Source organism: Flagellimonas maritima (assembly GCF_003269425.1).
Classification (GTDB): Bacteria; Bacteroidota; Bacteroidia; order Flavobacteriales; family Flavobacteriaceae; genus Flagellimonas; species Flagellimonas maritima.
This window is the reverse complement of sequence record NZ_CP030104.1, coordinates 2,485,146-2,507,655: the sequence shown is the minus strand read 5'-3', so window position 1 is coordinate 2,507,655 and position 22,510 is coordinate 2,485,146. Positions and strand designations below refer to the sequence as shown.

Genomic DNA, 22,510 nt, shown 5'->3' with positions numbered 1-22,510 from the left:
TCACTTTTTAAAATATTTGATAAATCCATTCATCAATCTTTTGCAGCTGACAATGTCTCCAATTATTTTATTAAACTTGGGTTTGCTGATGTAATTAAAATCGAGAGCTAAATATAATTGTGTTTCCAGCTCGTATAGAGAACCACGAGCTATGTGTAAAAATTGAATAGTATCTGGAGCGGTTCTTCTTCCGTACCCTTCTGCGATGTTTGAAGGAACAGAAATAGCACAGCGCCTCATTTGACCGGTTAATCCATAAGTTTCTTCTTTTGAAAATTCGTTGGTAGTAGTATAGATTGTACTTACCAATTTTCGAGATTCCTTCCAAATGTCTAATTCCGCATAAACCTTCATAATAATCTAATGACTTTTAAAAACCATCAACTAACAACCATCAACTAAAAATTATCAACTCTCTCGGGTCATAATCTTTTACAACTTGCGCAATTGCGGCAATATGTTCCGGCGTCGTGCCACAGCAGCCGCCAACGATATTCACCAATCCTTTTTCTACGTATTCTTTAATTTGTTTGGCCATTTGCTCTGGGGTTTCATCGTATTCCCCAAAGGCATTGGGCAGTCCCGCATTTGGATGTGCGGAGACCGCATAATCTGTTTTAGCGGACAGCACTTCTAAATGAGGTACTAGTTGACTTGCTCCCAATGCGCAATTAAACCCTACAGATAGCATTGGAATGTGGGAAACGGATATCAGAAATGCTTCGGCAGTTTGGCCGGACAGAGTCCTTCCCGAAGCATCGGTAATGGTACCACTGATCATAATCGGAACGTCGATACCTCGTTCTTCTTTCACCTCTTCAATGGCAAATAAAGCGGCTTTGGCATTGAGTGTATCGAAAATTGTTTCCACCAATAAAATATCCGCACCGCCATCCAACAAACCTTCTACTTGTTGCTTATAGGCAATGCGCAATTCCTCAAAAGAGACTGCCCGAAATCCTGGGTCGTTGACATCCGGTGACATACTCGCCGTTTTGTTTGTTGGACCGATACTCCCTGCTACAAAACGGGGCTTGTTGGGTTCTTTTACAGTGAATTCGTCAGCTACTTGACGTGCAATTTTTGCAGATTCATAATTTAAATCATAAACGAACTCTTCCATGTAATAATCGGCCATGGCAATGGTGGTCCCGGAAAAGGTATTGGTCTCCACGATATCCGCGCCAGCTTCAAAATATTTTCGATGTACTTCGGCAATGGCTTTGGGCTGGGTCAGGGACAATAAATCATTATTTCCCTGTAAAGGATGTTCCCAATCCTTGAACCGTTCTCCCCTAAAATCTTCTTCGGTAAATTTATAGCGCTGCAGCATAGTGCCCATGGCCCCGTCCAGTACCAAAATTCGCTCTTTTAATATGTCTTTTATTTTTGCCATTTTTAAATTCTCCATCTAACGGTTTCAAGAAATTCATAAGTCTGCATTAGGGATTGAAGCACTGTTGAAGCTCTTTTATGGTCCGCGACCATAAAAAGCGACTGCTGAAAGCCCGACCACGCAAGCGTGGTAATGCGCTAATTAATCAAGTAAGGAAAAAAAAAATAAGATTTATTTTCTCATTGTTATCTGCCATGATACCGAACTGGATTCAGCACAAAGTAGAATTTAGCACCTTCTTAGATTCTGATAGGCACCAGAATACGCTAAGGGTTGCTAAGGCATCAAAGGGTCTATTCCCTCAACCTTTCTTGATAACTTCAGAATTTTAATGAACTGGATACAAAGTAACGGCGCAGCTTGATGAAAACCAAATTATGCCCATGGTTTCTTTGTTTTGAACCTTAAAAACCCTCATGCATGCACCTGAGGGCTTTAGCTAAATAAATTAAGAACAAAATTTTAGGCTATACTCTGAATTACTTCTTTTTTAGCCTCTTTCTTGCTTCCATCGAATCCTTCCACGCCGCCCACCGTTGTATATTTCATTACAAAACGTTTGTTTGGGTTGATGATTTGATAGGCATACTGGCACATTACCGCAGCTTCATGGAAACCGGACAGTATCAATTTTAATTTTCCTTCGTACGTATTGACGTCACCGATAGCAAAAACTCCTGGAATATTTGTTTGATAATCTTTGGCATTGTTCACCTTTATGGCATTCTTTTCTATCTCTAAACCCCAATTGCCAATTGGCCCCAATTTTGGTGAAAGTCCGAACAACGGAATAAAATTATCCACTTCTAGATAGGTATCTTCCTTCTTATTATCATTATGTTTTACGACTACGCCATTTAATGCGTCGGTACCATGTAATTCCGTTATTTGAGCTTCGGTAAACAATTTTATTTTACCCAATTTTGCCAACTCTGATGCTTTTTCAACAGAATCGAGTGCGCCACGGAATTCATTTCTACGGTGAACCAAAGAAACTTCAGCGGCTACATCTGCAAGATAAATTGCCCAGTCCAGGGCAGAGTCGCCACCACCAGCGATAACTACTTTTTTATTTCGATATACTTCGGGATCTTTTATAATATACGCAACCCCATGACCTTCGTAGTCTGCAATATTGGCAATTGGTGGTTTTCGTGGTTCAAAAGACCCAAGTCCGCCAGCAATTACAACAACGGGAGCGGTATGCTTTGTACCTTTATTTGTAGTTACCACAAAAGACCCGTCTCCCAGTTTCTCCAATGTTTCCGCTCTTTCGCCCAAGGTAAAGCCAGGCTGGAACGGTTTGATCTGTTCCATTAAATTATTTACCAAATCGCCTGCTAAAATTTCTGGAAATGCAGGAATATCATATATGGGTTTTTTTGGATAAATCTCGGAGCATTGTCCACCCGGTTGTGGTAGCGCATCAATAATGTGCGTTTTCAGCTTTAATAATCCCGCTTCAAAAACGGTGAACAATCCTGTTGGCCCCGCGCCTATGATCAATATGTCTGTTTGTATCATTAGTATTAAGTATTGAATGGTTAGTGGTTAGTGGTTAGTGGTTAGTGGTTAGTGGTTAGTGGTTAGTGGTTAGTGGTTAGTGGTTAGTGGTTAGTGGTTAGTGGTTAGAACTAATGTTTTTGGTTTGCTTGGACAAAGCCTATACTTAATTTATTAAAGGGTTTAGCTCAAATTTTGTTCTTATACCCTTCTACCCTTTTTCCTTGTTCATTGTCCATAGAATGATCAAAAGATGCTAGCTATTCGCAACGCTCTTTTTGCTTTAACCAACCAAGCATATCCTAATTTTCTTTGAGCTGTGGCGGAATTTGAAACTAAGGGACTGGTAATTTCATTCATTTTATCCACTTTTTCCTCAAAATCCCCCTTTATTGTTTTTCTATAACCGTTCAGGTTTTGAACCATTTTATTGATGTCCTCTGGAATCACATCTTCAAAAAACTGGCGTAAGCGTTTGGCCGTAGTGGGAGATTTACCATTAGTGCTGATCGCTATTTTGACATTACCCTTGGTCACGATTCCGCCCATATAGAAATCACAATACGGAGGATTATCGGCTACGTTTACCAACTTGTTCAATTTTCTACAGTCTTCATACACCTTAACATTGACTTCGGGAGCATCGGTCGTTGCTATGACCATGTGTTTTCCTTCCAAATAGCTTTCATCATAACCATCCTCTATCATTTCAACATTGAAGTTGTTGGCCAATGCCACTGTTGCTTTCCTGAACATGGGAGAAACCATGGTCACCTTTGCATCTGGACTGGATTTTGTCAAGAACGTCAATTTTTCTTCGGCCACATTGCCGCCGCCTACAATCAATATGTGAAGGTTTGCTGTTTTGAGGAATACAGGGTATAGATTATTTCTTTCCATTACACTGATATATTTTCTTTTAATTCGACAAAATTATTTTTACGTTGCAGATTCAGTAATTGTTGCCTATTATTTACAACTTCACCAATAATAATGATTGCTGGATTGGATAATTTTTGTCTTGCAACTTCTTCTTCAATAGTTTCAATAGTAGCAATACCTATTTTTTCATTTTCGCAAGTACCGTTTTGAATGATGGCTATCGGTAAAGTTTCTTTTCTCTCTTTTTTAAACAAGCCCACAATTTGTCCCAATTTGGACATGCCCATAAGAATGATTACTGTCGCGCTACTTTTTGCAGCTAGTGCAACATCAATGGATAATCTATGCTCTTTGGTCGTACCTGTAATCACCCAAAAACTCTGCGAAGCTCCTCTTTTGGTTACGGGTATATTTTGTGACGCGGGTACGGATAAGCATGATGATATTCCTGGAACCATTGCGACATTGATACCTTCTGCTGCAGCCACTTCCATTTCCTCCGCTCCCCGACCAAATACAAATGGGTCACCTCCTTTAAGGCGCACCACATGTCCATGACTTTTAGCTCGGCTTACGATCAAATCGTTTATTTGCTCTTGTTGATAGGTGTAGCACCCTTTTCTTTTTCCTACGAATATCTTTTCGGCATAGGGAGCATATTTCAAAAGTTCATCGTTTACCAAGGCATCATATAAAACCACATTTGCCGATTGCAATGCTTTGATGGCTTTTAATGTGATCAGTTCTACATCTCCGGGGCCTGCGCCAATTACGGTCAATTTGGGGGTTCGACTACGCTCACCCACCAAATTCTGGCCAAGCTCACCCATCAAATCCCAACTACGCTCACCCATCAAATCCCTGCCAGAACCGCTCACCAAATCCTTGCTATGCTCACCCACAGGATATCGACCAAATCCTGTTCCTTTTATATTTTTTGAAAAGGTAGAACGCTTATTCGTATGATTATTTTTCTGTTCCATTTTATGCTTCGACCAATTCTTTTTTGCGCAATTTTTCCACTTTTGATAAAAAGACCTCTGCGTTGTTCAAATACCTTTTTGCAAACTTTTTGGTAGGCTCATTTTCCTTAATTTGAAGCACGGTTTCTTTAAAATCATTTTCAAGTTCGATCCTACCTGGTTGAACAAATATTTGATCAAAGTCTTCGATGATACTATGGTGTGTATTCACCTTGGTTTTCTCGGCAGTCAACATGGCTTTTGCCGTGTTCACCATGGAAGAATACGCATAGTAAATACTCGCTGCCCATTTTTCTTCTCCAAAAGCTTCTTCAGCGTTCTTTATTTTTTCCTGACTTTCAAATAATAGTGTAGCAATCAAATCGATTACCACACCGGCACATTCACCGATGCCAATCTCTTTTTTGTAGCGCTCTGTATTCCCCCAGTCGATAAAATCTTCTTGTGTCAGGTTATCTACATCCGTTAAGTGCTTTAAGAAATCATAGAAATACATTTGCCCTTTTTCTTGGTAATAATCGGCAAATGATAGTTCTTTTCCGTTGGTATCGTAATCGTTTAAAATCAAACGTAATGCTTCAGGGCCTCTTTTACTAGGTACTTTTACAACTTTATCCGCAAAGCGACCTTTACCATTACCCGTATTTCCGCCACCTAACAATACCTGTAATGCGGGTGCCACCAATTTATCCTTTGTTCTTACGGACATCCCTTGGAAACCTATGTTAGCCATGTTATGCTGTCCGCAAGCGTTCATACATCCACTGATCTTGATTAGCACGTCTGGGTTACTGATGTAGTGTGGATATTCTGCTTTTATAATTCGTTCCAATTCTTGGGCAATACCCGTGCTGCTCGCAATACCCAAATTACATGTATCTGTACCGGGGCAAGCTGTTATATCCAACGCTTTGTTATATCCTGCTTCAACAAAACCCAATTTTGCCAATTCAGAATAGAAAAAGGGAACCAACTCTTTCTTTACAAAAGGAATCAATATGTTCTGGCGCAAGCTCAATCGTAATTCACCAGCAGCATAGTTCTGTACTAAATCTGCCAGTAATCGGGCCTTATCAGTGTAAAAATCCCCCAATAATACCTTGATGCCGATAGCAACATAGCCTTTTTGTTTTTGCGGAACAATATTGGTCGACTTCCATGTTTCAAAATCTTTTGTATTGGCTATCGAAACTTTGGGTGCTTCTACCTTAACTATTTTCACCTTTGGATAACTTGCTACATCAATGGGATAGGTTTTATATGGAACGGCTTCTTGCTCTTCCTCCAACAAGGCTTTAAATCCTTCCAGTCCAACATCTTTGATCAAGAATTTCATACGGGCCTTTGCCCTGCTTTTTCGCTCTCCGTATCTATCGAACACACGGACAACGCCATCCATCAAAGGAATAATCTTATCTGTAGGAAGAAATTCAAATAAGACATCGGCATGACGTGGTTGTGAGCCTAATCCACCCCCCAACATTACTTTAAATCCTCGTTTATTATCTTGGAGCTTGGCGATAAAACCTAAATCGTGCATGTAGGACAATCCAGTATCTGCATCACTGGCAGAGAAGGAAACCTTAAATTTTCTTCCCATTTCTTGACTGATAGGATTTCTCAAAAAGTATTTAAAAAGTGTATCTGCATACGGTGAAACATCAAAAGGTTCATTAATATCGATACCCGCTGTCTCACTTGCGGTCACGTTACGAACCGTGTTCCCACATGCCTCTCGCAAAGTCACATTATCTTTCTCCAGTTCCGCCCAAAGTTGTGGTGTGCGATTTAAATCCACATAATGAATCTGTAAATCTTGACGCGTGGTGATGTGCAATCTACCCGTAGAATACTCATCAGAAACATCAGCTATACGATGTAATTGTTTTGAAGTGACTTTCCCGTACGGCAGTTTTATACGAATCATTTGCACGCCTTGTTGTCGCTGACCATAAACCCCACGAGCCAAACGTAAACTTCTAAATTTTTCCTCGTCCAACTTCCCATTATGGAACTCGTGGATTTTTTGTTCCAGTTCCAAGATGTCCTTTTGAACTACTGGGTTTTCGATTTCTGTTCTAAAACTCTGCATTTTACAAGATGCTAGAATCTGAATAATAGACACTAGGCTTTTTTATATTTATCCTATAGATTTTATAGATTATTGTAAACAAAAATTATTATTTCCTTATTTAAATACATACAATCTTAGTAATGAATCCTCGGTTTTAATTTTTCAAAAACATTTCAACTAAGAACTGATAAATCCTGCGCCTACTGTATTGTTTGTTTGTGTATCTATCAAAATGAAGGAGCCGTTGGTTCTGTGTTCTTTAAACTTATCGTAAAAGATGGGTTTGTTCAGCCTAAAGCTTACTTGTGCAATATCATTCATTCCCAAGGTATTGGCTTCTGTGTCCAAGCCCGAATAGTCTGGCGCAATCTTATGGTGCACTGTTTCTACTTTCGCCAATACTTTGTTGACTCCGTGCTGTACCACATATTTATTTCCTGCCGTTAATTGTTTGGAATCCATCCAAGAAATAGTTGCTGTAAACTGTTTTTCTATCGTTGGTAAATCATTTGCTCTCACTAGCATATCTCCCCTACTCAGGTTGATTTCATCTTCCAAGGTTATCGTAACCGAGGACCTTCGAGAAGCTGTTTCGTATTTTTTATCATAAAAGTAAATTTCCTTGATTCTGGACCTTGTTTGTGATGGTAGGGCAACAACCTCATCACCAACACTTAATTCACCACCATAGACCTTACCGGCAAAACCCCTAAAATCGTGATGCTCTTCCGTTTTTGGACGTACAACATATTGTACCGGGAAACGTGGCGTACCAACGTTTGAGACTGCTGCCATATCCAATTCCTCTAAATGACCCAATAACGTATCTCCATTATACCAAGGCGTGTTTTCTGACTTATTTACAACGTTATCGCCTTTTAAGGCACTTACTGGAATAAAAGTTATGCGTTGCTCTTGATAATCACGCTTCGCCATCAATCCCTGAAAATCAGCTTTGATTTCATTGTACCGTTCTTCGGAATAATCCACCAAGTCCATTTTATTTATAGCAACTACCACATCTTTGATACGTAATAAATTATTGATGAAAAAGTGACGATTTGTTTGTTCTATCACTCCTTTTCTGGCATCGATCAAAATAATTGCAGCCTGTGAAGTTGATGCTCCCGTAACCATATTTCTGGTATATTCCACATGCCCAGGAGTATCAGCTATGATGTAACTCTTTTTTTCCGTAGAGAAATAAATATGCGCAACGTCTATCGTGATCCCCTGCTCCCGTTCGGCCACGAGACCATCAGTTGCCAAAGAAAAATCCAGATAGTCATACCCTTTTTGTTTACTTGTTTTTTCAATGGCCTCTAGTTTGTCCGAAGTGAGTGATCTTGTATCGTACAGCATTCTTCCTATGAGGGTGCTCTTACCATCGTCTACGCTTCCTGCTGTTGCTATTTTCAGTACTTCCATATTTTTTTGTTGTTATTTGTTCGCTATTTCGCATCGACCATGAACAATAAACTATCCACTATTTTTAAAAATATCCTTGTTGTTTTCTTTTTTCCATTGCGGCTTCTGAACGTTTGTCATCTATTCGTGCGCCACGTTCCGAAATGGACGAATCCCTGATTTCGGAAACTACTTTATCAATGCTTATGGCATCGGATAAAACAGCGGCGGTACAGGACATGTCGCCTACTGTACGAAAACGTACCATACGCTCTTCCACCGCTTCATTTTCTTCTCGAAAAACGATATTATCATCCGCAGACCAAATCATGCCGTCCCTTAAGAAAGTTTTTCGTCTGTGGGCAAAATATATGGATGGGATTTCAATATGTTCTTCTTGAATGTAAGACCAAACATCCAACTCGGTCCAGTTTGAAATTGGGAACACACGTACATTTTGACCCAATTCAATTTGACCGTTCAACATATCGAATAATTCCGGGCGTTGGTTACGCTCGTCCCATTGACCAAAATCGTCACGAACTGAAAATATCCGTTCTTTCGCCCTTGCCTTTTCCTCATCCCTGCGAGCACCGCCAACACAGGCATCGAACTTGAATTCTTCAATCGCATCCAAAAGAGTCGTGGTCTGTAATGAATTACGACTGGCATATCTTCCCGATTCTTCTTTTACCTTTCCTTGATTAATAGAATCCTGAACTTTTCTAATGATAAGCTCCACACCCAATTCTTCCACCAACCTATCCCTGAATTCGATGGTCTCGGAAAAGTTATGCCCCGTATCAATGTGCATTAACGGAAAAGGGATCTTTGCGGGCCAAAATGCCTTTTGTGCCAAGCGTACCAAGGTGATGGAATCTTTACCGCCTGAAAATAACAATACCGGTTTTTCAAATTGTGCCGCTACTTCCCTTAGAATATAAATGGCTTCATTTTCCAAAGCATTTACGTTTGAGGTATCTTTCAAAGAATCAAGTTCAGGTGCTAAGCTTAAATCTGTAGTGTAGATGTTCATATTTTTTCTTTATCCAGCTTCTAAAATCTTTCTTAAGTGTGTAAACCACATTCCCTGTTCTCCAACACTTTGGTCGGATCAAAATAGTTGTGTTCGTTAGGTAAATTATTTTCCGTGAGATAGGTATCCAATTCCGTATCGCTCCAATAGTAAAATGGACTCACTTTTAAAACGCCATCTTTGCTCAAACTAAGAATATCAAGGGAATCACGCAGGGTAGTTTGCCCTTTTCGAAGGTTGGTAAACCAAACATCCGGTTTATGTACTTTCATAGCTCTACTAAATGGTTCCAATTTTACTTGTTCTGTAAAAATTTCATGCTTTGGGTCATCTATTTGTGGAATTCCCATTACCGAATCACGATATGCTGATGTTTGTTTTGGCACGTATAGATCAATATTTAAACGTAACCTTTTAATCAATTCTCCGGCGTGCTTATACGTGTTCGGCGTATTGTAACCCGTATCGCACCAGATAACTGGAATATCTTGCCTTACCTCGGCCACTGCATTTAGTATGGCTACTTCATAAGGGCGGAAATTGGTTGTCACTACAGGGCGTTCGGCATTCTGGACAGCCCAAGAAATAATTTCTTCTGCTGAAATACCCTTAAATTGAACGTTGAGTTTATCTATCTGTTCTTGTGCGAATACCATATCTTTCTATTTTCCCCAGTTAATTTTGTTCCAAACCCGTTCGTGAAAAAAATACAGTATCATCTTGGTAATAAAATCTATCGATGCAATGGATGCCGCCAATGAAACCTTTCCGGTCAACAGATAGGATATTATAAGGGTATCCATAGTCCCGATTATTCTCCAGCTTATGGCCTTAGCTATACTCCGAATGGGTTTCTCGGATTTTTTATCTTCAGCATACGTATTTTTATTGCTGCTGTTTTTCAATATTAACTGATCGGTTATCATAATATTTATTAACCTATAGATTTAGTAGGATAAATCAAAAATAGAATTATTTATTAAAGTAAATCGTTAAATCAGCCATAAAATTACTATTACCCTATAGTTTTTGTAGATTATAAACGAATCATACTAAATTCTAAGAATTTTTCAAATGAGAATGATTTAAACCGAAGATTTTTTAGTTAAGAAATGATGTCTGCCAAGGTGTTGTTTCTATAGACATCTAAAGCACTGTCCCTAACCTGAAGCATTAATTTATGAACGGAGCATGTGTTTTCGTCAGGGCAATCATCGCACTTTTCATAAAAGTTTAGACTAACGCACGGCACCATGGCAATTGGACCTTCCAATACGCGCATTACGGATGTCATAAGAATATCCTTTGGTTCTTTTATTAAATAGTATCCCCCTCCTTTTCCTTTTTTGGAGCCTAAAAAACCGTTTCTTCTAAGAGTGAGCAGAATAGTTTCCAGAAATTTTTGTGAAATGTTTTCATGCTTTGCAATTTCTGCAATTTGGACAGGTTTGGTACTTTCAACTGACGCCAGATACGTCAGTGCCTTTAGACCATATTTAGTTTTCTTGGAGAGCATCTCACGAATATAGCGAAAATTAACAATTGCCTTCCCAACAGCCTATGAAGTAGTTGATTGATTATCCCAATGCCTGTTCTATATCCTCTATGATGTCGTCTATATGTTCCAATCCCACCGAAACACGAACCATTCCATCTGAAATTCCAACCGACTCTCTTTCTTGAGCATTTAGCTTGCTATGCGTAGTAGATGCTGGATGGGTTACAATACTTCTTGAATCTCCCAAATTTGCCGAAAGGGATAATAATTTTATGGAGTCAAAGAATTTTTTGCCAGCTTCCAACCCTCCATCAACTTCAAATGCCACTACACATCCGCCCGCTTTCATTTGTTTTTTGGCAATTTCATATTTAGGGTGTGATTTTAAAAAAGGGTATTTGACCCAAGCCACTTTTGGATGCTCTTCCAAAAACTCGGCCAGCTGTAAAGCATTTGAGCAATGTCTATCAACTCTAAGTGCCAACGTCTCCAGACTTTTGGACAATACCCATGCATTAAAAGGTGAAAGCGCAGGGCCCGTTATTCTAGAAAAACGATAAATCTTATCAATAAGTTCAGTATTCCCAACAGTAATTCCAGCAAGAACACGCCCCTGACCGTCCATCAACTTTGTTCCAGAGTGAATGACCAAATCTGCCCCAAACTTGATGGGTTGTTGCAAATAGGGCGAAGCGAAACAATTATCAATGATGAGTATTAATCCATTTTTTCCGGCAATTTTCCCCAGCACCTCAAGGTCTAAAATATCAACCCCAGGGTTGGTTGGTGACTCGGCATAAATAACCTTTGTTTTGGCAGTTATCAAGTTTTCTATTTCTTCCAAAGCATTGCTATCAAAATAACTTGTTTTGATGTTCCATTTTGGAAAAAACTGTGTGAACAATGTATGCGTTGAACCAAAGATGCTCTTTGCAGATATGATGTGGTCACCACTTTCCAAAAGGGCGGCAAATGTTGAAAAAACGGCAGCCATTCCAGAAGCGAAGGCAAAACCTGCTTCGGCTCTTTCCATTTTGCATACCTTCTCAATAAATTCTGATGAGTTTGGATTGGAGTACCGAGAATAAATATTCCGTTCTTTCTCTTCGGCGAACGAAGCCCTCATATCCTCTGCATCCTCAAAAACAAAACTGGAGGTCAGGTACATTGGCGTAGAGTGTTCCAAGAATTGGGTACGCTCCAATTGTGTACGTATGGCTTCCGTTTCAAACTTCTTATTTTTCTTTATCATACTATGTCAACATCATTTAAATATTTTGCAATCATGGATGAGACCTCTATCAAATTAGATGTCAGACCACCGACTACTAACTACTAAACTTAAAAATCACATCTTTTCCGCAATCCTTAAAACATCTCCAAAAACACCTCTTGCTGTAACGGCGGCACCTGCTCCTGCCCCTTGAATCACTAAAGGATGCTCACCATAGGATTCTGTATAAATTTCAATAATCGAATCTGAACCATTTACCTGACCCAGCGTACTGGATTTAGGAACTGAAATCAATTTTACGTCCAAAATACCTTTTTCTTGTTGCAAATCCCCGTGTAAATCTCCTACATATCGAAGTACATGCCCTTGCTGTTGGTTATTTTTTATTTTTGAAAAACCGCTGTCCATTGATGCAATACTTTCCATAAAGTTTTCAAAACCTACATTTTGTAAGGTATCGGGAATCAAATTTTCTATTTGAATATCTGAAAACTCATTTTCCAAATCCAATTCACGGGCCAAAATCAACAATTTTCTTCCCACATCGTTTCCTGAAAGATCTTCACGGGGATCAGGTTCGGTATACCCTTTCTCCATAGCTGTTTTTACAATCTCGGAAAATGGTATTCTATTCTCCGAAAATGTATTGAAGATATAGCTCAACGAACCAGAAAAGACTCCTTTAATACGGGTAATGTTCTCCCCTGAAAGATGCAGGAGCTTTATAGTATCTATGAGTGGCAGGCCCGCTCCAACATTGGTCTCGTACAAATATTGTTTTTGATTTTTTTCAAGATGGCCGCGTATCGTCCTGTAATAATCAAACCCCAGTGTATTGGCAATTTTATTGGAAGAGACCAAATCGAACCCATTGGCTATAAGGTCTTCATAATTGGATACAAAGGACTCGCTCGCTGTATTGTCTATGGCAATCAGGTTTTCAAGATGGTGCTTTTTGGCAAATTCAATAATGGATTTGGTTCGATGTAGGCCTGTTGCGTTCTCCAAATCGTCTCGCCAAGTATCATTTACACCTTCAACATCAAGTAAGGTCTTTCTAGAGTTGGATACTGCGAAAATCCTTAAATCGATTCCTTTTCGTTTTTCGATACTTTTTTGTGAACTTAGTATCTGGTCTATCAATGTACCACCAACATTTCCATGACCAAAAATAGCCAGGTTTACTTTTTTAGAGATTCCAAAAATCTGCCCATGGACCACATTAACGGCTTTGTGCAAATCAGCGCTGTTGACTACCAAACTCACATTTTTCCCTGAAACCGTATTGTTGAAAAGCAAAGGAACAACCTGATTTTTTGCCAAGGCGTTGAAAGGTTTGTGAAAAGCACTTAAATCCATTCCCACGATAGAGATTACGGCTACATCATCCAGCACAGTAATTTGATTTACATCTTTGTTGGAATAGTCGGTCTTAAATTCTATATCCAATACTCTTTTCGCTTTTTGAGCTTGTTTGGAATCCACGACAAGACCTATGCCTCTTTCTGAAGAACCTTGGGAAATGATTCCTACGTTAATGTTGTTGAGGCCAAGAACCGTAAAGATTCTGGCATCTACCCCAACTTTGCCCAAAAGTCCTCTTCCCTCCAGATTTATTAATGCCACATGCTCCAGAACCGATAAGGATTTTATGCCTCCATTTTCTGTTTCGGCGCCAATGAGTGTACCTTTATTATTTTTATTGAACGTGTTCAGAATACGTAACGGAATGTTTTTCTCCAATAAGGGGATTATTGTCTTGGCATGGAGAATGGTAGCACCAAAATTTGCAAGTTCATTTGCTTCGGCATAAGAAATGGAACGTATCAACCTAGCTTCAGGTACCAAATCGGGATTCGCTGTAAAAATGCCGTCTACATGGGTATAGTTGACAAGCTCTTGGGCATCCAGAAAATTTGCCAGCAAAGCTGCAGAATAATTGCTTCCATTTCTACCCAACGTGGTAGTTTCACCTTCTTTGTTGGAAGCTATGAATCCAGTGATTATAGGTATAATATCAGCATCCAATGCTTGAAAATATCGAATAACATTTTCTTTGGAAATAGGTTCATCTACCTCTGCATCGTTAAATGTATCATCTGTTTTTATCAGCTTTCTGGAATCGACAAGCTGTGCTTTAACTCCAGATTCCGACAATATCGAGGTAATTACTTTTCCCGAAATCAATTCGCCGAAGGACAACAATTCATCCTTCGTTTTTAGACTATAATCTCCTGTAAGTGAAACTCCTTTTAACAGTTTTGCAATGTGATTCAATTCTTCTTTAAGCTCAATTTTTGATAAAGCTCCACTCTGATAGTCAGAAAAAGTTTGAAGTTCTTCACTGAAATCCTTCCCTTTAGCAGCTAAATCAAGCATAGCTTCCAATTGATCCGTTGCCTTACCTCTTGCCGACAGTACTACCCCAAAATTTTCTCCTGCTTTGGCTCTTGTAGCAATAATCTCTAACACATTTTGCAATCCTTCCCCGTTCGCCAGGGATTTTCCGCCAAACTTTAAAATCTTTATACGCTCTTTTTTTCCATTTTTTTGAAAAATTGGTGTGAGCAGATTTTCCAATTGTTGAAATTCAATCAAAAAGGCATCGTGACCGTGAAGCGATTGTACTTCTCCGTAAGTGACGTTAGCATTTGCCTGTGCCAAATTTCGAAATGTTTCCTTGTTTTCTTCTGCGGTAAAAAACAAATCCGAATTAACTCCGATGATATGAATCTTGGTATCGCTTTTCTGAATCAGATCAAAAGCATCCCCGCCATTTCTTGTGATGTCGATTGTCTTTAACAACTGATTCATCAACTTATACGCAGAGAGCTGAAAACGTTCTTGGAGCTTTTCCCCGTGGTGCATCAGCCAGCTTTCTACATTAAAAACCTGCAGTTCTTCATTGGTGCTTCGCTTAAATCTAGCCTTGAAGGATTCAGGGGTACGATAGCATAGCATGGCGTGCATACGCGCATCGTGCACGGGTTGTTTGGAATTTACCAAAAATTGCTCTTGAATCTGACAATTGGCAATCAACCAATCCGTTGATTTCCAATCTGAAGCCACCGGAATTAAATGTTGGGTGATTTTAGGATTAAAGGCTACCATTTCCCAAGCAATACCACCGCCCAAAGAACCGCCGATGATAGCAAATAGTTTCTCTACCTTTAGTTCTTCTAGCCCATCGAGAAAAATGTTTGCAATATCACCCGCCACAAAATCCTTATAATTATCGATTACAAAACCGTCATAGCCGTTTCCAGGAACATTGAATGCTAAAATGGTGTACTTTTTAGTGTCGATACATTTGTTATCGCCAACAATATCGGTCCACCATCCACCATCTCCAGTTACGTTTGAATTTCCCGTTAGGGCATGGTTTACCAATACGATAGGTGCAATATGTAATTCCTGTCCGAACAATTGATAAGATAATTGTAAGTCTTGGGTATTCCCCGATAGGGTTGTGAAATTTGGTATGTTGATGTGTTGGAGCATTTATTATTGAATAGCTCCTTCTTCCTGAAAAGAAGGTCGGGATAAGGAGACTAAATTACCCCTCACCTTAATCCTCTCCCGAAGGAGAGGAAACCTATTATACTTCGTTTACGCCAAAACCGATTTATCTATAGTTGCAAATGCACTTTCCAAATCAGCTTTTAAATCTTCAATATCTTCTAGACCTACGGACAAACGAATCAAATCCTTTGTAACTCCCGTTGATTCTTGAGCGGCATCATCCAACTGTTGGTGCGTTGTACTTGCGGGATGAATAATTAATGACTTTGTATCGCCTATGTTTGCCAACAAAGAGAAAATCTTGGTTTCATCAGCTATCTTTTTAGCGGATTCAAATCCACCTTTGACACCAAAGGTGACAATTCCGCTTTGGCCTTTTGGCAAATAGGCCTCTGCTTGTGCATGGTATCTACTTGACTTTAACCCTGGATAATTTACCCATGCCACTTCGTTTCTGTTTTCCAACCATTCGGCCAATGCCAGTGCATTTTCACTATGTTGTTTCATACGGATGGATAAGGTTTCCAACCCTTGGATAATTTGCCAAGCATTGTAAGGACTAGCCGCTCCACCAAAATCCCTAAGACCTTCTATCCTGACCTTGGCTATAAAGGCTGCGGGGCCTAACACCTCGTGGTATACCAATCCGTGATAACCAGGCGAAGGTTCGGTAAATTCTGGGAACTTTCCATTTCCATAGTCAAAGGTGCCAGCATCAATGATTACTCCTCCCAATGATGTTCCGTTTCCGTTGATATATTTTGTCAGTGAATGAATAACAATATTGGCTCCGTGCTCAATGGGATTTAATAGTGCCGGAGTTGCTACGGTATTGTCTACTATAAAAGGGATTTTAGCATTTTTTGCTTCGGATGAAATTGCTTTCAAATCCAACACATCCAGTTTTGGATTGCCTAAAGATTCCACAAAAATGGCCCTTGTATTTTCTTGTACTGCCTTCCCAAAACCAGAAGGTTCTTCGGGATCAACGAAGGTTGTTGTTATCCCTAATCTGGGCAACGTATTCGCCAGTAAATTATAAGTTCCGCCATATAGACTGCTAGATGCTACAATATGGTCTCCCGTTCTCAGCAAAACCAATAAAGCTGTAGAAATAGCAGCCGTTCCAGACGCAGTTGCCACGGCAGCAATACCCCCTTCCAAAGTAGCCAAACGCTGTTCCAGCACATCGGTGGTGGGGTTGTTCAAACGAGTATAAATATACCCTGGTTCAGAGAGGTTAAAGAGATTTGCGGCATGGTCGGAATTGTTAAAAACATAGGCCGTACTTTGATAAATTGGAACTGCTCGTGTTCCTCCATTTGCAGATACGTCATGACCTGCGTGCAATGCATTTGTTGAAAATTTTTGATCACTCATGATTTTGTTTTTAATAGTTAAGCCCTTAGATTACTCTCAGGACACAAAAAAATTAAAAAGTCAAACCCTTGCTGCCCAATATGCAGTTAGGTAAAATCAAAAAGTTATAAGAAAATGAAATCGATATAAATCGATGACTGTTATCCTTCCCATACACTTTCGAAAAAATCAAAAGATCCCAAAACAAATTTGGGACGGGTAGAATTTAGCACCTTCTCAATATTAGAATTAAGGGTTGCTAAGGCTTCACAGGGTCTATTCCCTCCACCTTTCTTGATAACTATTCAATATGTGTTTGAACTTATGGGCAAATATAACATCAGATTTTTCTAAAATCCTAATGATTATATAAAATTTTACAAATTCCCAGTAATTTGATGGGATATTTCATCTAACCAGTAATTCAAAATAACTTATGTATGACATTATTCGAAATAATTTGATACAGGCTTCACTATCAAAATAAAATATGATACTTTAAATGAACTTGTAATATGCTCACATAAATCTGCCAGGGGAATGAAAATGTGTATTACTATGGCCTCCATTTTTATAGGTAGTTTATGTTTGAAATGCAATGGGACCGTATTGATACAATAAATAAGTTCATGTCATGGCCAAAATTTGCTAATAATCATGGCGCAAAACAACCTTGAGTTGGCAGATTCACGTTTGTTAGGGCCGAACCTGTAGCAAAATCGGTACAAAAAGTAACCATATCCGTCGCCCAGCCACTGAGGTTTTGGTTAAAAGAGGATGCTCCTGAAAACGTTCTTGTCATCACAACAACATTACTAACGTCCCAAACACTGATATCAACATTAAATGTTGTAGCCGAATCAAACATACCCTCCATATTTATTAAACTATCGAGATTCCAACCGCTTATATCCCCATTAAAAGAAGTAGCTTCCCAAAACATGTCCTTCATGTTGGTCACATTACCCACGTTCCAACCGTTCAAGTTTTGGTTGAAAGCAGTGGCGCCCCAGAACATTTTTTCCATCAGGGTTATATTAGATACGTTCCAATTATTTATGCTGCCGTTGTTAAAAGATGTAGCGTCATGAAACATTAGTGTTAAATCCGGTCCATTGGTCAAATCCCAGTTCCCAATGTTTCCGTTAAATGAAGTTGCACCCCAAAACATGCCGTTCATTGTGGTTACGTTCGTTACATCCCAATCGTTTAAACTTCGGTTGAAAGAAATGGCATTTACGAACATACCCTGCATTGTTGTAACATTACTGACATCCCAATCGTTCAAATCTTGATTGAAGGTATCGGTGTTCCTGAAAACGAATCGCATATCCGTTACATTGCTCACGTCCCAATCACCAATATCCCCATTGAAAGAAGATGCCCCAGAAAACATGGCCAACATATTTTCAACCCTGCTCAAATCAGGAGTATCTGATGCATTGTAAACGAGATTTGTACAAGAATTGAACGCACCGCTCATGGACTCCCATTCTATAATACCCCAATTTTCAATAGCCTGCAGTTTGGCTGCGTTATCACTATTGGCTGCGTTACGTATTGCAGGGAAATCACCGGTAATTTTAACGGTATATGTGCCAGAATTGGCATACTCATGTGTTGTAGTTGCCGTAATTCCTTCAGAAACAGTACCATCGCCCCAGTCCACTCTATAATTGTAGTTGCTAAAATCAGCATTTGTGTTGATTGTAATACTTTCATTGGACGATGTAGTTCTCCACGTTGTTATGAATGCATCCGCATCGTCACCGGTAATCGTTTCATCAATATCAATAACAGCAATGGTAAAGTCTACCGTTATGCTAACGCCATCAGCCGTTACACCAATCTGTCCGGTTATCTGGGTATTGGTCTCATAATCGAATGCATTGGCATCCGCAACCTCTAAAACATTCCCGTTTAAACTTACGGCACCGGCAGGAGTTTGGCTCACTATGGTATATGTGGGGTCGCTATCGGAATTTATTACCGTGGCACCGAGTGAAACAATTTCAGTGCCCGCAGAAATGTTTTCGTTCACCTGTTCGGTGATATCCGCCAAAGTGATTTCCACTTCGTTCAAGTCATTGATGCTAAAGGTGAAATTTGCAGTTTCACTGACCCCGTTGAGCGTGGCCCTTACCTGTCCACTTATCTGGGTATTGGTCTCGTAATCGAATGCACTGGCATCTGCAACAACAACCGTGTTACCGTCCAAACGTATTGCACCTGCTGGTGTCTGTTCAACAATTGTTAAGGTTGGTGTACTATTGGAATTTGCTACCGTAACAGTAAAAGTGGCTATTACGGTACCTTCGGCTATATTCTCGTCAACGTTCTCGTTAAGGTCCGCAAACTCTATTTCTACCAGTAAATCATCATTCGAACTCTCTGGGTCGTCGCTACAGGAAAACAAGAGTATAATAAAGGCAAAAATTGTAGTTATAAAGGTGTTGGCTATTTTCATTTTGGTGATTTTCTGTATGTTCTGTTAAGGTGTAATTTTCTTTTGTATTAAAACTAACCCATGGGAACTCCACAATTTTGTCAATGAAAGGCACGAATCAACCATTTATCGCATTACATTATTTTGATAGCACAAACAAGTCAAAAAACAGCATAAAACGTTCACCTGAAAAATTACAGGTCAATTTCAAAAGTAGTTTCGCTATTAAATTTTACTTTTAGATAACTTCAACTGACGATTTTTATGTCCTTTACGATTAAAGAATTAAGTGCCGACGTGCATGCTTTTTTTCAAAAATTGATATCTATAGGAATAGATGAGGACACTCCTGTCACGGAAGTCAAACGCATACGGTTATTGAACATCTTTTGCTGGATTTGGCACTTGCGGACCTTAATTGAACTGCTAAACGATAATTTTGATGTAAAGCCGCTCCATCTAATCCTTTCCGACCTGTTTATTATGCTCTTTGTGGTCATTACGATACAACTCCTGCAGTATAAAGGAAAATTCCTAGCGGCCAGAATCGTTTTTGTAAGCAGCATCATATGCATAACTTTTTTGTTTGCAAGATTTATATATGCCAACGAAACACATCCAAATTTGAACATCGAGTATTACTTTATGCTGGTCCCTGGGGTATCATTAATCTTTTTTGACAACAAAAAAATCATCGCCACATTTGTAATTACAGCATTCTTTATGATGTCCGCTCCGTTTGATGGTATCAATACGTTTGTAAAGGAGGGGTACGTAAAAAAAGAATTTGGGAATTTTGTAATGATCTTTCTATACTTTGGCGTTTTTTTGATGGTAAACTATTTTAAGAGCCTAAACCGAAAAAACGAAGCAGCCTTACAGCGCAAAACAAAGGAACTGGAAGAGCTGGATAAATTCAAATCACAGTTTTTTACCAATATTTCCCACGAAATAAGAACTCCGTTAACGTTAATTAAAGGAGAAATAGACAACCTGATGGACGGTAAAACATCTAAAGAGGAATTAAGGACTATCCATAACAATGCCACCAAACAGATAAATGCCATTACATTGATCGTAAACACTGTTATGGATTTGGCCAAAATGGATTCCTCATCCTTTATGCTCAACACCAAGCTCTCAAATGTTTCCGATTTACTAAGAAAAATTTACTTAAGCTTTGAAGGAATTTTTGCCCAAAAGAACATTTCACTTATATTGGATAGCCCCAATAAAGATTATTTTGCAACTATTGACCCTATCTTTATAGAACGTGCAATTAACAATATTTTGAACAATTCACTTAAATATACCGAACATGGTGAAGTGGCAATAAGGGTATTTAGAAAAAAATCAAATGTTAACATTACCATTTCCGATACAGGGATAGGAATAGCACAAAAATACATGCCCCATATTTTTAATCGTTTTTATCAAATCAATAACGATATTAATCAAGCTGGAGGAAGCGGTATTGGACTTTCCTTCTCAAAAGAAATCATCAACCTACACGGAGGAACGATTGCGGTGAGCAGTATAGAAAATGAAGGAAGCAAGTTTACTATCTGCCTACCTATGGCAGAGGAACAGGCCAATCTTGTTGCCAAGACATTCGTACCTAAAACGAAAAGTCTGGGTAAATTAAATGTGGATACGATACAGAGTAATATTGTTTTTTTGATTGTAGACGACAATGTCGACATGAGAAACTATCTAAAAACCATTCTTATAAATTATGAATGTATTGAAGCCTCCAATGGCCAAGAAGCCATTGAAAAACTGAAAAACAATACGGTGAATTTTATAATTACCGATTATATGATGCCAAAAATGAACGGTCTGGAATTTTCAAAAAGGCTCGATGAATTACAAATTGATATTCCTGTAATTATGATAACCGCCAAAACGGAAATGGAAACCAAATTGGAAATTTTGAAACTGGGTGTGAAAGATTACATCACCAAACCTTTTGATAAGCAAGAACTTTTAATACGAATCAACAACCTATTGCAGAACTATTCCGAAAAATTGGCGTATAATTCTAAAAGTGGTTTACCCACAAATATCAATAATCCCAACGATTTGCATGTAAAGATTGAATCCTATTTGAATTCTGATGTCAATTATCAGGAATTGAACCAAGATTTGCTATGTGAAAAGTTTCATATTTCAAAAAGTTCCCTGTACAGACAAATCAAAAGTAAAACAGGGCTCACCCCAAAAGAATTTATCACTGAAATTAGACTGCAAAGAGCGCAAAGAATTCTTAACAGCACTCCTGATATCTTACTAAAACAACTTGCGCTGGAAGTTGGCTTTAAACACACTTCCTACTTCTCTAAAATTTTCAACAAAAGATTTGGCTATAATCCAATAAAGAAATTCGCCAACAATCCAACATAATTTTCAGTAGAAAATTAGATTCTCATTTTTTTTCTTTTAAATATTTTCAAGCACTTTTACCTACAGTGTAGAATTTGTTTTCGTGAAAATAGGTTTTACCAATTAAAATAGTTTATACAGTACGGTCTCAATGACACCTCCGTAATCCAACACATCTAGGGATAACAACTTTTTTTCTTCTTTCAATTTTAAATGAAATGGAGCTGCCGTTAATACTACCCCACTTTGTTTTTTTAAGCGAATTCCTTGGCCCGAAACCAGTTCTTTGTTGGGAATGAAGCTTCCAACAGGTACATGTTCCGTGAGCAAAAGATATTGAAAACCATACAGCTTATCCACTATATTCGAAATCTCCGTATTGGACAAATGCTGCAGTACCTGGCGCAAAATTGCGCAATCGCCTGATGGAAGTTTGTCCTTAGCAATATCCAAGCAACTGAATTCCAAATTATAATCTCTAAATTGTTTTTTGTTATAGGTTATCAAATCTGGGACAACATCAACAGCAATATATTTTTTAGTGTGTTTGACCAATGACTTTCCTATATTGAAATCTCCACAACCTAAATCGCAAACGGATATGGGTTGCTCAAACGATTTTAAGAATGATGTGACCGCTTTTAGGTAAGGTGCCACAAAATCGGGATGATGCGAACCCTGTCCAGAATAGTAAAGCGAGCCATCTTCCCCCCAAAGTTTTTTCTCATAAACCTGTTCCATTACCTTTATCGTAGGCCAGGCCTTTTTTGAGATTTTCATGAAATGGA

General features: G+C 38.9%; 17 protein-coding genes and 2 riboswitches. Of the genes, 1 reads left to right on the top strand and 16 read right to left on the bottom strand.

The annotated features are described in order from the left end of the window. The 15 genes from HME9304_RS11050 to HME9304_RS10980 all read right to left on the bottom strand — a co-directional run bounded on the left by HME9304_RS11050 (position 1) and on the right by HME9304_RS10980 (position 19,361). Entirely contained in the window at positions 1–354 is a 354-nt protein-coding gene (locus tag HME9304_RS11050; RefSeq protein ID WP_206170464.1) for a four helix bundle protein, read from the bottom strand. Between the two features lie 40 nt (positions 355–394). Further along, positions 395–1,396, bottom strand: a complete 1,002-nt coding sequence (locus tag HME9304_RS11045) for a homocysteine S-methyltransferase family protein (RefSeq protein ID WP_112379799.1) — start codon at positions 1,394–1,396, stop codon at positions 395–397. Between the two features lie 182 nt (positions 1,397–1,578). Continuing rightward, a riboswitch (SAM riboswitch) is annotated at positions 1,579–1,717 on the bottom strand. A gap of 141 nt (positions 1,718–1,858) precedes the next feature. Continuing rightward, a complete protein-coding gene (locus tag HME9304_RS11040) occupies positions 1,859–2,920 on the bottom strand; it encodes an NAD(P)/FAD-dependent oxidoreductase (protein WP_112378652.1) in 1,062 nt (353 codons plus the stop codon). Positions 2,921–3,145: 225 nt separating this feature from the next. Continuing rightward, entirely contained in the window at positions 3,146–3,799 is a 654-nt protein-coding gene (locus HME9304_RS11035; protein WP_112378651.1) for a precorrin-2 dehydrogenase/sirohydrochlorin ferrochelatase family protein, read from the bottom strand. Next, positions 3,799–4,611, bottom strand: coding sequence for a uroporphyrinogen-III C-methyltransferase (cobA, locus tag HME9304_RS11030; RefSeq protein ID WP_112379798.1), 813 nt, complete (start codon positions 4,609–4,611; stop codon positions 3,799–3,801). The genes HME9304_RS11035 and cobA overlap by 1 nt, the downstream gene beginning before the upstream one ends. A gap of 154 nt (positions 4,612–4,765) precedes the next feature. Next, complete coding sequence (locus HME9304_RS11025) at positions 4,766–6,856, bottom strand: HEPN domain-containing protein (RefSeq protein WP_112378650.1); 2,091 nt, start codon at positions 6,854–6,856, stop codon at positions 4,766–4,768. A 159-nt stretch (positions 6,857–7,015) separates the two neighbouring features. After that, positions 7,016–8,266: a sulfate adenylyltransferase subunit 1 gene (locus tag HME9304_RS11020; protein WP_112378649.1), complete on the bottom strand. Its 1,251-nt coding sequence runs from the start codon at positions 8,264–8,266 to the stop codon at positions 7,016–7,018. Between the two features lie 64 nt (positions 8,267–8,330). Then, entirely contained in the window at positions 8,331–9,281 is a 951-nt protein-coding gene (cysD, locus tag HME9304_RS11015) for a sulfate adenylyltransferase subunit CysD (RefSeq protein WP_239023255.1), read from the bottom strand. A 32-nt stretch (positions 9,282–9,313) separates the two neighbouring features. Beyond that, on the bottom strand, positions 9,314–9,937 hold the full coding sequence (locus HME9304_RS11010; protein WP_112378648.1) for a phosphoadenosine phosphosulfate reductase domain-containing protein: 624 nt from the start codon (positions 9,935–9,937) through the stop codon (positions 9,314–9,316). A gap of 6 nt (positions 9,938–9,943) precedes the next feature. Then, positions 9,944–10,207 (bottom strand): DUF2061 domain-containing protein, encoded by a 264-nt coding sequence (locus HME9304_RS11005; RefSeq protein WP_112378647.1) that lies wholly within the window; start codon positions 10,205–10,207, stop codon positions 9,944–9,946. A gap of 179 nt (positions 10,208–10,386) precedes the next feature. Further along, positions 10,387–10,797, bottom strand: coding sequence for an RrF2 family transcriptional regulator (locus tag HME9304_RS11000; protein ID WP_112378646.1), 411 nt, complete (start codon positions 10,795–10,797; stop codon positions 10,387–10,389). Between the two features lie 61 nt (positions 10,798–10,858). Next, a complete protein-coding gene (locus HME9304_RS10995) occupies positions 10,859–12,031 on the bottom strand; it encodes a trans-sulfuration enzyme family protein (protein WP_112378645.1) in 1,173 nt (390 codons plus the stop codon). 96 nt (positions 12,032–12,127) lie between these two features. Next, a complete protein-coding gene (gene thrA, locus HME9304_RS10990; protein ID WP_112378644.1) occupies positions 12,128–15,514 on the bottom strand; it encodes a bifunctional aspartate kinase/homoserine dehydrogenase I in 3,387 nt (1,128 codons plus the stop codon). A gap of 108 nt (positions 15,515–15,622) precedes the next feature. Further along, positions 15,623–16,915: an O-acetylhomoserine aminocarboxypropyltransferase/cysteine synthase family protein gene (locus HME9304_RS10985; protein WP_112378643.1), complete on the bottom strand. Its 1,293-nt coding sequence runs from the start codon at positions 16,913–16,915 to the stop codon at positions 15,623–15,625. A gap of 137 nt (positions 16,916–17,052) precedes the next feature. Further along, positions 17,053–17,198, bottom strand: a riboswitch (SAM riboswitch). A gap of 351 nt (positions 17,199–17,549) precedes the next feature. Beyond that, a complete protein-coding gene (locus HME9304_RS10980; protein WP_112378642.1) occupies positions 17,550–19,361 on the bottom strand; it encodes a BspA family leucine-rich repeat surface protein in 1,812 nt (603 codons plus the stop codon). Positions 19,362–19,604: 243 nt separating this feature from the next. On the opposite strand from HME9304_RS10980, the gene HME9304_RS10975 reads away from it, so the two are divergent. Next, positions 19,605–21,743: a hybrid sensor histidine kinase/response regulator transcription factor gene (locus tag HME9304_RS10975; RefSeq protein WP_112378641.1), complete on the top strand. Its 2,139-nt coding sequence runs from the start codon at positions 19,605–19,607 to the stop codon at positions 21,741–21,743. A gap of 102 nt (positions 21,744–21,845) precedes the next feature. Here HME9304_RS10975 and HME9304_RS10970 read toward each other — a convergent pair whose 3' ends face one another. After that, positions 21,846–22,502, bottom strand: a complete 657-nt coding sequence (locus tag HME9304_RS10970; RefSeq protein ID WP_112378640.1) for a class I SAM-dependent methyltransferase — start codon at positions 22,500–22,502, stop codon at positions 21,846–21,848. Between the last annotated feature and the right edge of the window lie 8 nt (positions 22,503–22,510).